17 protein-coding genes are annotated in these 13604 nt (G+C 72.4%); 1 reads left to right on the top strand and 16 read right to left on the bottom strand.

What is annotated here, in order from left to right; genetic code table 11:
• Positions 1 to 60: 60 nt before the first annotated feature.
• Positions 61 to 477 (bottom strand): PPOX class F420-dependent oxidoreductase, encoded by a 417-nt coding sequence (locus tag ACFWAR_RS27490; protein ID WP_385782436.1) that lies wholly within the window; start codon positions 475 to 477, stop codon positions 61 to 63.
• Positions 478 to 587: 110 nt separating this feature from the next.
• Entirely contained in the window at positions 588 to 1043 is a 456-nt protein-coding gene (locus tag ACFWAR_RS27495; RefSeq protein ID WP_385782439.1) for a nuclear transport factor 2 family protein, read from the bottom strand.
• Between the two features lie 97 nt (positions 1044 to 1140).
• Between ACFWAR_RS27495 and ACFWAR_RS27500 the strand changes: the two genes are divergently transcribed.
• Positions 1141 to 1698 (top strand): TetR/AcrR family transcriptional regulator, encoded by a 558-nt coding sequence (locus ACFWAR_RS27500; protein WP_385782441.1) that lies wholly within the window; start codon positions 1141 to 1143, stop codon positions 1696 to 1698.
• Here the strand turns inward: ACFWAR_RS27500 and ACFWAR_RS27505 are convergent.
• The 14 genes from ACFWAR_RS27505 to ACFWAR_RS27570 all read right to left on the bottom strand — a co-directional run bounded on the left by ACFWAR_RS27505 (position 1695) and on the right by ACFWAR_RS27570 (position 13249).
• Positions 1695 to 2414, bottom strand: a complete 720-nt coding sequence (locus tag ACFWAR_RS27505; RefSeq protein ID WP_385782444.1) for an OmpA family protein — start codon at positions 2412 to 2414, stop codon at positions 1695 to 1697. The genes ACFWAR_RS27500 and ACFWAR_RS27505 overlap by 4 nt on opposite strands.
• A gap of 4 nt (positions 2415 to 2418) precedes the next feature.
• Positions 2419 to 3009 (bottom strand): hypothetical protein, encoded by a 591-nt coding sequence (locus tag ACFWAR_RS27510; RefSeq protein ID WP_385782447.1) that lies wholly within the window; start codon positions 3007 to 3009, stop codon positions 2419 to 2421.
• A gap of 30 nt (positions 3010 to 3039) precedes the next feature.
• Positions 3040 to 3660: a pilus assembly protein TadG-related protein gene (locus ACFWAR_RS27515; RefSeq protein WP_385782451.1), complete on the bottom strand. Its 621-nt coding sequence runs from the start codon at positions 3658 to 3660 to the stop codon at positions 3040 to 3042.
• Between the two features lie 5 nt (positions 3661 to 3665).
• Positions 3666 to 3869, bottom strand: coding sequence for a hypothetical protein (locus ACFWAR_RS27520; RefSeq protein WP_385782530.1), 204 nt, complete (start codon positions 3867 to 3869; stop codon positions 3666 to 3668).
• A 122-nt stretch (positions 3870 to 3991) separates the two neighbouring features.
• Complete coding sequence (locus ACFWAR_RS27525) at positions 3992 to 4690, bottom strand: response regulator (protein WP_385782453.1); 699 nt, start codon at positions 4688 to 4690, stop codon at positions 3992 to 3994.
• Positions 4687 to 5961, bottom strand: coding sequence for a sensor histidine kinase (locus ACFWAR_RS27530; protein ID WP_385782456.1), 1275 nt, complete (start codon positions 5959 to 5961; stop codon positions 4687 to 4689). Before ACFWAR_RS27530 ends, ACFWAR_RS27525 begins: the two co-directional genes overlap by 4 nt.
• A 5-nt stretch (positions 5962 to 5966) precedes the next feature.
• The gene (locus tag ACFWAR_RS27535) at positions 5967 to 6857 is read right to left on the bottom strand and encodes a DUF5936 domain-containing protein (protein ID WP_385782533.1); all 891 of its coding nucleotides are present in this window, start codon (positions 6855 to 6857) and stop codon (positions 5967 to 5969) included.
• A gap of 172 nt (positions 6858 to 7029) precedes the next feature.
• Positions 7030 to 7968, bottom strand: a complete 939-nt coding sequence (locus tag ACFWAR_RS27540; protein WP_385782459.1) for a type II secretion system F family protein — start codon at positions 7966 to 7968, stop codon at positions 7030 to 7032.
• Positions 7965 to 9419, bottom strand: coding sequence for an ATPase, T2SS/T4P/T4SS family (locus tag ACFWAR_RS27545; RefSeq protein ID WP_385782462.1), 1455 nt, complete (start codon positions 9417 to 9419; stop codon positions 7965 to 7967). Before ACFWAR_RS27545 ends, ACFWAR_RS27540 begins: the two co-directional genes overlap by 4 nt.
• Positions 9416 to 9811: a TadE/TadG family type IV pilus assembly protein gene (locus tag ACFWAR_RS27550; protein ID WP_385782465.1), complete on the bottom strand. Its 396-nt coding sequence runs from the start codon at positions 9809 to 9811 to the stop codon at positions 9416 to 9418. Before ACFWAR_RS27550 ends, ACFWAR_RS27545 begins: the two co-directional genes overlap by 4 nt.
• Positions 9808 to 10137: a TadE/TadG family type IV pilus assembly protein gene (locus tag ACFWAR_RS27555; RefSeq protein WP_385782468.1), complete on the bottom strand. Its 330-nt coding sequence runs from the start codon at positions 10135 to 10137 to the stop codon at positions 9808 to 9810. Before ACFWAR_RS27555 ends, ACFWAR_RS27550 begins: the two co-directional genes overlap by 4 nt.
• 123 nt (positions 10138 to 10260) lie before the next feature.
• Entirely contained in the window at positions 10261 to 11562 is a 1302-nt protein-coding gene (locus tag ACFWAR_RS27560; RefSeq protein ID WP_385782471.1) for a CpaE family protein, read from the bottom strand.
• Positions 11563 to 11569: 7 nt separating this feature from the next.
• On the bottom strand, positions 11570 to 12271 hold the full coding sequence (cpaB, locus tag ACFWAR_RS27565) for a Flp pilus assembly protein CpaB (RefSeq protein ID WP_385782474.1): 702 nt from the start codon (positions 12269 to 12271) through the stop codon (positions 11570 to 11572).
• Positions 12272 to 12307: 36 nt separating this feature from the next.
• Positions 12308 to 13249 (bottom strand): hypothetical protein, encoded by a 942-nt coding sequence (locus ACFWAR_RS27570; protein WP_385782476.1) that lies wholly within the window; start codon positions 13247 to 13249, stop codon positions 12308 to 12310.
• Positions 13250 to 13604 lie beyond the last annotated feature (355 nt).

Raw genomic sequence — 13604 nt, forward strand, 5'->3', positions numbered from 1 at the left:
AACGTGTGACCGCCGGATCGCCTGCTCGTCGTTCCCGGCAGAGGGCCCGCCGGTCAGAACCTAGGCGGCCTTGGTGGCGTTGCCGAGGAACTTGGTCGGGGTGATGCGGACGACCACCCGAACCTGTTCCGGCGGGGCCTCCAGGTACTCCTTGCCGCCGCCCGGGCCGAGGTATTCCTCGGCGATGCGGACGGCCACCGCGCGGTCGGCGTCCTCGGTAACGGTGGCCGTGCCGCGGATCTCGACGTACAGGTAGGGGTTGGCAAGGTCGAAGACGGTCAGGCCGACGCGCGGGTCGCGGAGTATGTTCCGTTCCTTGCGGCGGCCCTGCTCGGTGGAGATCAGCAGCTCGCCGCCGTCACGGCTCACCCAGACCACCGAACTCTGCGGGCTGCCATCGGGGTTGAGGGTGGACATGACGGCCGGGTGCGGTGCGTCGAGCAGGCTGCGCACGGTGTCGTTCATCTCAAGGGGCATGGGGGCAGGCTAATCGGGCCCTCCGGTGCGGCGCACCGGCAATACCTTCCCGCCGTGCCGGGTCGCCCGGGTGGGGGCCCGGCGGGCGGGCGGGTGCGCCCGGGCGGGCGTCAGTGGGTGCGCAGGCGGCGGTCCGTCTCCGCGATCGGGACGTCGTTGATGCTGGCCTCGCGGCGGCGCATCAGGCCGTTCGGGTCGAACTCCCACTGCTCGTTGCCGTGGCTGCGCCACCACTGGCCCGCCGCGTCGTGCCACTCGTACTCGAAGCGCACGGAGATGCGGTCGCCGGTGTAGGACCACAGCTCCTTGCGCAGCCGGTAGTCCAGCTCGCGGGTCCACTTGTCGGCGAGGAACTCCCTGATCTCGGCGCGTCCGGTGAGGAAGCGGTCGCGATTGCGCCAGACCGAGTCCTCGGTGTAGGCGAGGGCGACCCGCTCGGGGTCGCGGGTGTTCCAGGCGTCCTCGGCGGCCTGGACCTTGGCCAGGGCGCTCTCCCGCGTGAAGGGCGGCAGGGGCGGGCGCGGAGTGCTGGGGCTGGAGCTGGAGCTGGGGCCGGACGACGACATGGCGGGGCCTTTCGACGCTGCGCGAGTGGAGAACGTACGTTCTCACCGTAGAGAACGGTCGTTCTCGCCGCAAGTGAAAACGGGTTACGCTGCCCTCATGGACGACGAAGAGGCCCGGACCCGGCTGCTGGACACGGCGGAGGAGCTGTTCTACGCCGAAGGCGTCCAGGCCGTGGGCATGGACCGCATCCGCACCGGGTCGGGGATCCCGCTCAAACGGCTGTACCGGGTCTTCCCGGCCAAGGAAGCGCTGGTCGAGGCCTACTTGGACCGACGCGACCGGCGGTGGATGGCCGGCCTGCGCACCGCCGTGGTCGCGGCCGGACCCGAACCGGCGGCCGCGGTGGCGGCCGTCTTCGACTGGCTGGCCGAGTGGTTCGCGGAGCCCGGCTTCCGGGGGTGCGCCTTCCTGAACGCGCACGGGGAGCTGGGCGCGGGACCGGCCGGGGTGCGGGAGGTCGTCCGGCGCCACAAGGCGCAGCTGCGGGAACTGCTGGGCGAGGTGGCGGGCCCCGGGGAGGCGGAGCTGGCGGACCGGTTGATGATCCTGGTCGAGGGCGCGACGGCGGTGGCGGCCCTGGACCCCGGCCCGACCGCCGCCCTGCGGGCGCGCGACATGGCGGAACTCCTCCTGGCGCGGAGCGGGTCCCGCTAGGAGGTGCTGCCGCGCGGGAAGGTGATCTCCACGCGGCGGTTCTTCTTGCGGCCCTCTTCCGTGCCGTTGTCGGCGATGGGGTAGTCCTCGCTGTACCCGCGGATGTCGAAGACGACGGAGGCGTTGGTGACGGTCTTGGCCAGCTCGGTGTGCACGGCCTCGGCGCGCTGCTTGGAGAGTTCCAGGCCGTGCTCGTAACTGCCCTGGTCGTCGGTGAAGCCGAAGACGCGGACGCGGGTGGCCTTCTGCTGGTTGATCTCGTTGGCGATGGCCAGGATGCGGGCCGCGGCCTGGGCGTTGAAGACGGCGCTGTTCTCGGGGAAGAGGACCTCCGACTGGAGCGCCATCATGACGTTCTGGTTGGTCTCCTGCCGCCGCTGCTCGCCCCCGAGGTCCTCGACGACCTCGGCGATGTCGAGCACCTTGGCGGGGGCGAGGGTCCCGCCCTGCGGGATCTTGAGCCCGGGCGAGTTGGAGTCGATGGCCACGGGCGCGGCACTGGACGCCTCGGTCCCGGGGGGCGTGGTGCCGGTCGGCGTGCCGCCGGGGCGCGGAGAGCCGGAGGGAGCGGCCCCGACGGCCGCGCCGGTCTTGTCGTCGGCGTGGGCGCTCGTCGCGCCGAGCAGGTGCCCCCCGGCGATGATCAGCGCGGAGACCGCGGTGGCGGCGGCCGCGCGATGGCGGGTGTGTGAGCGTGCGCGTGTGCGTGTGGTCATGGGGTCACCCGGAGATTTTGATGGTGGCCGTGGCGAAGGTGGGGAGGCTGAAGTCGACCTCCGTCGTGGTGGCGGGGGGCGCGGGGAACTGGGCGAAGAAGGGGATCGTCGCACCTGGTTCGATACGGGTGATCCCCGTCGTGCACAAGCAGCGGCTTTCGGTGTCCCTGAGCACGTAATAGCGCTTCTTGCCAGGCTTGTCGACCAGCGTCGCGCCCGCGACCGACGTACCGCTGGCGTTCTTCTCGTCGCCGCGCCAAGCGGTGATCTTCGTGAACACCTTGTCGGTGTTGTTCTTGATCTGGCCGCTCACCGTGACGAATCCACCCTGATCGCGAGCGGCCGCATTGACCGTCAGGACGATGCCCGGATCGCCGTTCGTCGTGGCGAGGATCTCGGTGGGCTCCGCACTCGGGGCCGTGTCGGTGGTGGGCTTCTTCGAGGTACCGCCTTGTGACGGAGCTGCGGACGGCTTCGCGTCACCTTGGGGCTTCTTGTCGTCCCCGCCTCCGCATCCGGCCAGTGTGAGGGCCAGGACCGCCGCAACCGCGACAGTCGCTCCCCCGCGGACCTTCACCGTGTGCCGCATGCTCATCTACGCCTGTTCCCTGTCTCTCGTTGGCTTTCAGTGGACCAGGCGGACGTCGAAGAGGCTCCTCGCCAACGTGCGCCACGGGTCCGGCTTTGACGGATCGAAATGGATGACGTCTCCACCCCGGCACAAGATCTCGACGGGGTCCGGCTTCGGCGGCGGGCTCCCTTCCGCGGGGGGCTCGCCCCCGGGGGCGGGTGCGGAGCCCAGGACGCATCGGGGGTCGATGCGCGCCGTCGCCTTGGCGGTTCCCCTCGTCCCGGCGATACCCGGGACGACCGAATTTCCCACCCCGGTCTCCGTCGTCGCCTCGACCGTGAAGCTGGGCAGCGCCGCCTCGCAGGTCGCCGTCGCCCCGTTGTCCGATGCGAATGCGCGGGCCGCACCGCACGCACCCATCCCGTCGAACAGCCTGCCGTCAAGGATGTCGCGCCAGTCCTCGGGCTTGAGCTTCGTGAAGTCCAAGCCGGGCAGCAGGTGGTCGCGCGCGTCCCCCGCGGCAGCCAGGGCCGCCGCGTCCGCTGCCTTCTGGGCATTGCTGCGGACCACGGCGGCCTGGCTGATGGCGAAGAAGGCGAACGCGGCGAAGAGCAGACCCGCCACCGTCACGATGTAGATCGGAAACGCCTGCCCCTTGTCGCGTGAACCGCGCACGACCCCTAGCCGCCGCCCGCCGTAATGGCAGCGACGGCAGCGGCGATGCGGTCCGTGATCGCGGTGCCGATGCCCGTGCCGACGATAGCTCCGATGATCACCACGACCACCAGGATGATGCCCAGGTACTCGAAGGCCGTCTGTCCCCGGTCCTCCTCGTGCCCGTCCATCATTCGAAGTCTCGCCTCGATCCACACTTTGAGCAGCATGCTGTTCGGCATGGGCGTTCCCTCCCGGTCCGGTGCCGCTGTCGATTTGCGGACCGTACGGGGTGGGGGGTGGGGGGCCCAAGGGTCCCGGGGCCCAATTACGGACCCAATGCGCTCGGCGTCTACCCATGGCCGGTCACTCCTGGACGGGCGGTTCCCAGCCAGCGGGCTATGGCTTCGCTGCGGGTGGTGCTGTGGAGCTTCGCGAAGATGCGGTTGATGTGGTTCTTGACCGTCTTCTCGCTGATGAAGCAGGTGGCGGCGATCTGCTGGTTGCTCATTCCGGATGCGATCAGGTCCATCACCTCCACCTCCCTCGAACTCAAGCCGTATGCCGCGTGGTTGTGGTGCTGTACGGAAGACTGTGCCATAACTCGTTGCGGTTGCGAAGCCCCCCGGAGGTCTGCGAGCAAGATGCTCGACGGGGTCGAGGTGAAGTTCGCGCGGCCGGCGTGGGCGTCGCGGACCGCCGATGTCAGCTGGTCCGGGGTGAATTCGCCGTGCACCAGGTAGCCCGCCGCGCCCAACAGGAGGGATTCGCGGACGATTTCGGATTCCCGGCTGTACGTCAGCATCAGTACGGGCGCCAGCCGGACCAGGTGCGGGAGGGCCGAGATGCCGTCCACGCCGGGCATCCGGACGTCCAGCAGGACCACGTCCGGGCGGTGGGTGCGGGTCAGCTGGAGGGCGCCGCGGCCGTCGGCGGCCTCCGCCACCACCCGGAGGTCCTCGTGGGTGGCCAGCAGGGCGGCCAGACCCGCCCGGACGACCGGGTTGTCGTCCGCGATCAGGACGCGCAGCACCGTGGTGGGGGGTGTCATCCGGCGCCCTCCCCCGGGGCCGGGGCCGGGGCCGGGAGCGGGAGCGTCAGGCGGACCTCCGTGCCCGACGGGGTGGCCCGGGCCAGGGTCAGCTCCGCGCCGATCGCCGCCGCCCGTTCCCGCATGCCCTGCAGGCCGAAGCGGCCCGCCGCCCGCAGGGCCGCGGGCGGCGCGTCCACGGCGAAGCCGCGGCCGTCGTCCCGCACGGCGAGGGTGAACAGGGCGCCGGTGACGGAGGCCGTCACCGTCGTACGGGTGGCCCCCGCGTGGCGCCCGGCGTTCTCCAGGGCCTCGGCGGTGACGGCCAGGAGGTGGCGGCGTACGCGCGCGGGGTAGTCGGGGAGGTGCGGCGGGGTCGACAGCTCGGCGCCGGGGAACCGGGCCGCGCAGGCGCCCAGTTCCTCGGCGAGCGCAGCGGGCGGGGCCGCGTCGGCCCCGCGCAGTTCGCACAGCAGCTCGCGGGATTCCGCCGCCGCGCGGCGGGCCGCGTGGGCGATCAGGGCGGCCTGGCCCCGTACCGCCTCCGGGTCGGTGGTCCGGCCCAGCGCCTCGGCGGCCAGGGCCAGGCCGTGCAGGGTCTTGGACACCGAGTCGTGCATCTCCCGGGCCAGTCGGGCCCGTTCGTCGCGGACCGCCTCCGCCACCGCCAGCCGGGCCCGGGTCTCGGTCAGGGCCCGGCTCGCCTCGCCGACCCGCAGCAGCAGGCCGCGCAGGCTGGATCCGGCCGCCCCCGCGAGCAGGCACAGGGTGGCCAGGAGGTACGCCGCCGGTACGTGGTGCGCCAGCGCGGCCACGGCCACCGCCTGGAAGGCGGCGTACAGGGCCGAGCCGCGCCACCCCTGGACCAGCCCGGCCAACAGCGGGGTGCACACCGAGACGAAGCCGAGCGGGGACTCGGGGCCGGCGGTGACCAGCAGCAGGGCACTGAAGGTCATGTCCACCGCGAGCAGCCAGGGGTGGCGCAACAGCAGCGGGCCGAAGCGCTCCCAGTCGCGGAAGAGGGCGTACGAGAACATGAAGACGGTCAGCAGCGCCCCCGAGACCAGCCACAGCGGCAGGCCGCGCGCGGTGTGGGTGAGCGCCAGCGGGGCGCCGAGGGCGATCATCACCAGCCGGAAGGCGAAGACCTGGCGGCACAGGGCCTGGAGGGCGTTCGCCTGGAGCGGGAGGGCGATCGCCGCCGCCGCAGGAGCCGTCGGCGCGGCCCGGCGGACGTACCCGATGCGGGGTGCGCGTCCGCCTCCCGGCCCGGTGAAGGACAGTGCGGCCATCGTCGTCAGCCACCCCCCAGGATCGCGCCGAAGTCGACGTTCGCGCCGTAGACGAAGCCGCAGACCAGTAGGATCAGCGTGCCGGGCAGCATGAACATGGTGACCGCGAAGGTCGCCTTGGGGACCGCGCGGGCCGCCCGGCGGCGGGCGTTCTGGGCGTCGGTGCGGCGCATGTCCTCGGCGATCGCGATCAGCGTGTCGACGATGGGCGAGCCCAGTTCCTCGCCCTGTTGGAGCGCGGTGACGAACTGCGCCACCTGCTCGGAGTCGTTGCGGCGGCGCAGTTCGTCGAAGGCCTGGCGGCGGCTGACGCCCATGTTCATCTGCTGGAGGGTGATGCGCACTTCGTCGGCCCAGGGGCCCTCGTACTTGTCCGCGACCCGCTCCAGCGCCTGGCGGAAGCCGAGTCCGGCGCTCACCACGACGGCGAGCACGTCGAGGAAGTCGGGCAGGATCCGCTCGATGTGGTCGCGCCGGACCCGGATCGCCGACCAGAGGCCGAACTCGATCCAGAACAGTCCGAACGCGACCATCAGCAGCGCCGCGACCAGCTGGCCGTTGATCAGCATCGCGAAGGCGCCGAGCGCGCCGAGGGCGCCGTACACCGCGCGCCGCGCCGCGTAGCGGTCGATGGTCAGACCGGCCGGATTGCCCGCCATGTCGATCTGGCGGCGCTTGCGGGCCACCCGGTCCCGGCCCATCAGGCGCAGCACCAGCGGTGCCCAGCGGATGCCGAGCCGGTCGACGAGGGAGCCGACGGCGGTGGTGCGCGAGGCGCCGACCTCCAGGGCGAGGGCGAGGTCGGTGGGGAGTTTGGCGTCGGCGCGGTAGAGCCGCAGGCCGTGGAAGGCGCCGAAGACGGCCAGGCCGACGACCAGGGCCAGTACGGGCCCCAGCCATCCGGCGGTCGCCACCGCCGCGGCCAGCGCACCCGAACCGGAACCGGACCCGGAACCGGAACCGGAACCGGTCACGGGGGGCACGGCTGCCAGGGAAGTCACGGAGGTCATGGAAGTCATGGAAGTCATCGAGGTCATGGAGGTCATGGCGAGCGTCATCCGGCGGCCCTCACACGTCGATCTTGGACAGGCGGCGGATGAGGACGAAGCCCAGGGCGAAGAGGCCGAGCGAGACGAGCACCGCGGTCTGTCCGATGAACGCCCCGGTCATCCGGTCCAGCGCGCCCGGCATCATCGCGTCCACCAGCAGCAGCGAGGCCAGTCCGATCGCGGGCACCAGGTACGCGGTCACCGTGACCTGCGAGAGCTGTGTGCGGATCTCGCGCCGCGTCTCCTTGCGCTGTTCCAGGGTCACCGTCAGGTTGCGCAGGCTCCCCACGATCGCGCCGCCCGCGCGGGCGGAGAGGACCAGCGTGGACACCAGCACGACGAGCTCGCGCGAGGGCAGCCGCTCGGCGATCTCGCCCAGCGCCTCCTCGATGGAGTGCCCGATCGCCAACCGGTCCGCGACGCGGGAGAGTTCCTCGCCAGCGGGGGCCTCCAGCTCCTCGGCGGCGATGCCGATGGCGGTGCGCAGGGCGAGGCCTGCCTGGGTGGCGTTGGCCAGGATCCGGGCCAGCTCGGGGAGCTGGTTGATGAAGCGCTCCGTGCGCCGGGCCCGCTGCCAGTTCAGGAAGGCGTTGCCCGCCCAGATGCCGATCAGGCCCGCGACCGGGCCGAAGAAGGGCGCGAGGAAGGCGGCGGACAGCAGCCAGACCCCGGCGACCGCGGCCAGGACGTACACGAGGAACTCGCCCGGGGTCAGGTCGAGTCCGGTCGTGGCGAGCTTCTGCTCGATCCGGCGGCCGAAGGAGGTCGTGCGCAGGCGGCGGTCGAGGGTCGGGAAGCGGCGCCTGCGGCCGCCGGGCGGGGGCTCGCCGCTCGCCGTGAGCCGTTCGACGAGGGCCGCGCGCTGGGCGCGTCCGGCGGCGTACGCGTGCGCGCCGAGGACGACGAGCAGGCCGGCCAGCAGGGTGGCTCCGAGGGTGAGGAGCACGAGAGCGTTCACAGGATGGTCCGGGGGTCGAGCGGATCGAGCGGATCGTGTGGGTACGGCGGCTGGAGCGCCGCCGGGTAGGGCGGCTGGTGCGCCTCGAACTGCGGCTGGTGGGGCCGGTGCGGCGGCTGGTGCCCTGGGTAGGGGTGGCCGCCGTCGGCCGTCGCGACGCCGAAGGCCTGCGGGACCGGCTGGTTGTTCATGTACAGGCGGTCCGCGATCCGGCGCGGCAGCGGGCGGTACTCGAAGTAGCCGAGGACGCGGCCGTCGGGCCCCGGGGGCTGGGCGCGGTAGCGGCACACCGTGGTGATCCGGAAGGGCTCGCGGCCGTGCGAGTCGAGGATGGAGATCTCGGTGATCCGGCGGGAGCCGTCGCCGAAGCGGGTCAGCTGGACGATGACGTTGACGGCGCTGTTGATCTGGTCCTGGAGCGCCTCGAAGGGGATCTCGACCTCGGACATGGACGCGAGGGTCTGCAGGCGCATCAGGGCGTCCTCGGAGCTGTTCGCGTGGACGGTGGCGAGCGAGCCGTCGTGGCCGGTGGACATGGCCTGGAGCATGTCGAGGGTCTCGCCGCCGCGGACCTCGCCGACGATGATGCGGTCGGGGCGCATGCGCAGGGAGTTGCGGACGAGGTCGCGGATGGTGATGCGGCCCTTGCCCTCGACGTTGGCCGGTCGCGATTCGAGGCGGATCACGTGCGGCTGCTGGAGCTGGAGTTCGGCGGAGTCCTCGATGGTGATGATGCGCTCGCCCTCCGGGATCAGCCCCGAGAGGGCATTGAGGAGGGTGGTCTTGCCGGTGCCGGTGGCGCCGGAGACGATCACGTTCATCTTCGCCTGGACCAGCCCGGACAGCAGGAGCAGCATCTGCTCGTCGAGCGAGCCGAGGCCGATCATCTCGTGCAGGGTGAAGGCGCGCGGGAAGCGGCGGATGGTGAGGGTCGCGCCGGTCAGTGACAGCGGCGGGATGATGACGTTGACGCGCTCGCCGCTGGGCAGCCGCGCGTCGACCATCGGATTGGCCTCGTCCACGCGGCGGTTGACGGTGGAGACGATCCGCTCGATGGTCTGCATGAGCTGGTCGTGGGAGGCGAAGCGGAGCGGGAGCTGCTCGACCCGGCCGCCGCGCTCGACGAAGATCTGGTCCGGTCCGTTGACCATGATCTCGGAGATGGAGGGGTCCTCCAGGAGCGGTTCGAGCACGCCGAGACCGAGGGCCTCGTCGACGACCCGGCGGATCAGCTGGGCGCGCTCGGCGGTGGACAGGACCGGGCCTTCGCGGCTGATGATGTGCCCGAGCACGCGCTCCAGGCGCGCCCGGCGCTCGGCGGGCGCGAGCGCGGACATCTCGGCGAGGTCGATCTCCTCCAGCAGTTTGGCGCGGTAGGCGGAGACCAGGCGGCCGTCCTCGCGCGGGCCGTGCCGGTCGTCGGGGGTGTTGACCCGGGAACGCAGGCTCATGGTCCGGTCACCTTCGGGTCGTCGTTGGGCATGATCGCGGTGCGGGTGGCGTCGGGCACGCTCAGCCCGGGGACGATGGAATTGACGGAGATCGTCACCGTCACCGTCACCGCGTCGTCGTTCTTCGAGACCACGACCCGGGCGCGCGAGGCCAGACCGCCGCTGATCGCGGCCCGGCCCGCCGCTTCGCCGCCCTCGCCGTAACGGGCCTCCACGCGGGCGGCCGTACGGGCCGCGGTGTCGGCCTGTTCGTGGACGTAGCCGATCCAGCCCAGCTGGATGCCGCAGAGCCCGACGAAGAGCACGATGGGGACGAACCCGATGTACTCCAGGGCCACTTGGCCCCGGTCGGAGCGCGCCCTCCTCCGGTTCCCGAACACGTCGCCGCTCACCTCGCGCTCTCCTTGGCCGATCCGCCCTCGCCGACGATGGGCACCCCGATGTTCAGCCCCGGGTAGAGCACGGGGAGGTTGAGCGTGACGGTCGCCTTGTAGATGTCGCCGGAGGTCCCGCAGCTGGAGGTCATCCGCCAGGCGCCGCCGATGTGCCTGCCCGCGGCGGCCGCGCAGGCGCCGTCGCCCCGGGCCGCGCCCGCGCGCGCCGCCTCGTCCGCCGCGTTGCCCGCGAGCGAGAAGGCGTAGCCGATCAGCACGCACTCCCACACCGCGACCACCAGCAGCAGGATCAGCGGCACCGTCCCCAGGAACTCGATGGCCACCTGCCCGCGGTCGCCCCGACGGCCGTCCGCGCGCCCGCCGCCCGGCCCCCCGGTCCCGCGCCCGGTCCCGCGCCCGCGCCCGCGGAGCGCCGTACGTCGTGCACGCCCCCCGGCGCGCACCCCTCAGCCCTCCCCGGACCGGCGCCGCCACGGGCCCACCGCGCCGCGGTCGCCGCCGCGCAGCCGGGCCACGGGGCCGCCCGCGCGCACCGCGAGGGCGCCGCCGGGCGTCGGCGGCGGCTCCTCCGCGTCCGGTGCGGCGAGCAGGCCCAGCTCCCCGGCCAGGGTCCACAGGGCCTGCTTGACGGTGGAGCGGTTGTCGAGGTCCTGGACGCGGCCCGCGTCCACGACGGCCTGGAGCTCCTTGAAGGCCGCGGGGACCGGGGTCCGGGTGGCCCGGGTCTTGGTGATCTTCTGGATGAGCGAGGGCTGTATCTCGGTGTGCTTGGTCCAGCGGTTGACGACCATGGAGGTCTCCTCCGCCTTGCGGATCTGGAGCCGTTCCCACATCCGCACCATCCGCTTGGCGGCGCGTACGGCGACCACGTCCGGCGTGGTGACCAGGACCGCCACGTCCGCGCTCTCCACGGCGGTGGCGCTGGCGCCGGTCAGTTGGGTGCCGCAGTCGATGACGACGAGGTCGTAGCGTCCGCGCAGGGCGGCGATGACCTGGCGGGCGGCCCGCTCGTCGACCTCCTCGCCGCGCTCGCCCTCGCCGGGGGCCAGCAGCAGGGCGAGGCCGGTGCGGTCGTCGTACACCGCGTCCTGGAGCACCCGGGGCGAGATGTCCTGGATCCCCGCGAGGTCGGCGATGGAGCGCCGGAACTGCACGTCGAGGTAGGAGCCCACGTCCCCGGCCTGGAGGTCCATGTCGACCAGCGCGGTGCGCCGCCCGGCGGCGGCCGCGGCCAGCGCGAACTGGACGGCGGTGAAGGTGGCGCCCACCCCGCCCTTGGCTCCGGTGACCGTGACCACGCGGCCGCCGGGGCCGGGCAGGACGTCGGGGCCGCGGCCCAGGTGGCGGCGCACGCCCACGGACCACTGGGCGGCGGCCTGGACGCGGGCGGCGAGCTCCTCGTAGGCCAGCGGCAGCCCGATCAGGCCGCGCGCGCCGGAGTCCATCGCGGCGGAGAAGAGGCCGGGGCCGGCTCCGGAGCTGACCAGGATGACGCCGACGGCCGGGAAGCGCAGGGCGACGTCGCGGATGAGTTCCAGGGCCGGGACGGGCCCGATCCGCTCGTGGACCAGCACCACCTCGGGCAGTTCGTCGAGGGATTCCGCGGCCAGCCGGGCCAGGGTGTCCAGGAGCGAGGTGGAGTCCGGCACCGGGGCGGCCGGTTCCGCCTCGGGGAGCTGGCTGAGCAGGGTGATGATGGAGCGGGCGGCCTCCGGGTCACCGACCGCCGGGAGGATTCGGGTGGTCATCCGGGCCTCACTTGTCCCCGTCGAGGGTGTACGTGCGATCGCTCGGGGCGGGCGCCGATTCGGCGCCGGGGGCCACGAGGGCCAGGCGGACGTGCGCCGCGAAGGACTCGGCGTAGGCGACGCGCTGGGTGTCCTTGGTGTTCAGGGCGAAGGTGATCGGCACGACCTCGGCCGGTCCGGTGCGGCTGCCGTCCTTGTCGAGGGAGGTCAGCTTGCCGACGTTGATGACGCGGGCGTTGGCCACGATGATCACCGAGCGGGCGGGGTCGTTCTCCTTGGCCCCCTTGAAGGTGGCGATGATGTTGACCTTGGCGCCGGAGTAGATCTTTCCGGCCACTCCGGTCGCCGCGTCGATCATGATGGCGATCTCCTGCTCACCGGGTTGGAGCTGCGGCTTGTCGACGACCATGTCGCTCTGGAGCAGGGAGCCCTTGCGCAGGGTGGTGAGCGCGATCTTGTCCCGGACGGCGCCCAGGTCGGTGATCGCGGTCGTCGAGAGCCAGCGCTTGGGCATCTTGATCTCCTCGAACTGGCCCGCGTTCAGCGGGCTGTACGGGGCTATGTCGCCCTTGGCCCGGTACGCCACGACCTCGGGGCCGACCTTCGAGTTGACGTCGCCGATCACCATCAGCACCCCGGCGATGGCGCCGAGGGCGCACAGGACCGACAGGAGCAGCAGGATGACGCCGCGGCGCTGGCGTGAGTTCATGGCCGGGACTACCTCGTCGTTCTTCGTTCGGGCCGGTCAGGATCTGGGACGGGACGCGGGGCCCTCCGCGGAGCGGGCTCCGGGGACGGCGGTGGACGGTGCGGCGGCGGAGGGGGCTGAGGAGGGTGCGACGAGCGGGGCGGCGCAGAATCCGCAGCGGTCGCCGATGAGTTCGGCCCCGCACCAGCGGCACCGCTCGCGGCGGACGGAGGCGACCAGCTGGTAGAGCATGGCGATGTCGGGGATGGCCGCGGCGAACTCGACGAGCTTGCCGGTGGCCCACCAGGCGGGCGAGTCGGCGGGCAGCGGGTTCTCCATCACCCCTTGGACCTGCCAGGCGGGGGCGAGTTCGGCGGTGACCCAGTCGGAGGCGAGCTGGCCGCGGGCGAAGGTGAGGTGCGTGGCGAAGCCGGGCCCCGGGGGCAGGACGGCTCCCCCGCCGCCGTGCGCCCCGCCGCCCCCGCTCGAACCGCCGAGCTTGACCAGGTGGGGCTCGGGGTTGGCCAGTACGGCGAACTGGGCGTTCGGGCTCCAGGACCTGGCGTGGGCCTTGAGGCCGACCGGGACCCGGTCGAGCTTGGCCACGGTGCCCAGGAGGGCGCCCGCGTAGATGTAGTGGGAGAGCAGTCGCGCGGCGGACGCAATGATTCCGGGACTGAAATCGCACACGCTCAGCTGGCGCAGCTGACGCACCAGCAAGGCGGTCGCCAGCGGCGGCAGATCGGTGCCGATGAGCGCGATCCGGTCGCTTTCCAGGATGGCCCGTACGGTGTGCAGCCGACGGACCGTGGCGGCCGGCAACCAGGTCGGCACGACGGCCACGACGTGCCCGTGGCGCTCCAACAGGGCCGTGGTTTCGGCGAGCGCGCCCTCCAGGTCCAGCTGCTCCGGCGGGTGCAGCACGACGCCCGCCGGGGTGTGCCGGTCGGGGGCGGGCAGCACCAGATCGGCACTGGTGACAGCGATGGCGGTCGGCACGCGAATCCCCCTGTTCACCCCGTGCGCCACGGACGTTCACGGGTCCGGCGCGTCCGCGCACATGCTGCGCGACCGCAAACGACCGACGCGCTTCCCTCCTGCCCGAGCACCATATCCGCGTCCTCCCTGGCGGGGCAGGGGCTTGCCGATTCCCGTGCTGCGGGCACGTGTCACAGGTGGCCGGAAACCGGGACAACAAGGAACCGATGACTGGCCAATTCCGGCCACATCGCAAAGACCCTTGACATGGAGATTGGTCTGGACCAACTTGGCTACCACCTTCGACCGCCAACGCGACGACGGGGCACCCCACTTGCCCCGCCCCGCCGCTCTCCCCCGCCTTCCCCGCTCCCCG

Origin of the sequence: Streptomyces sp. NPDC059917 (assembly GCF_042730635.1) — a bacterium.
Taxonomy (GTDB): domain Bacteria; phylum Actinomycetota; class Actinomycetes; order Streptomycetales; family Streptomycetaceae; genus Streptomyces.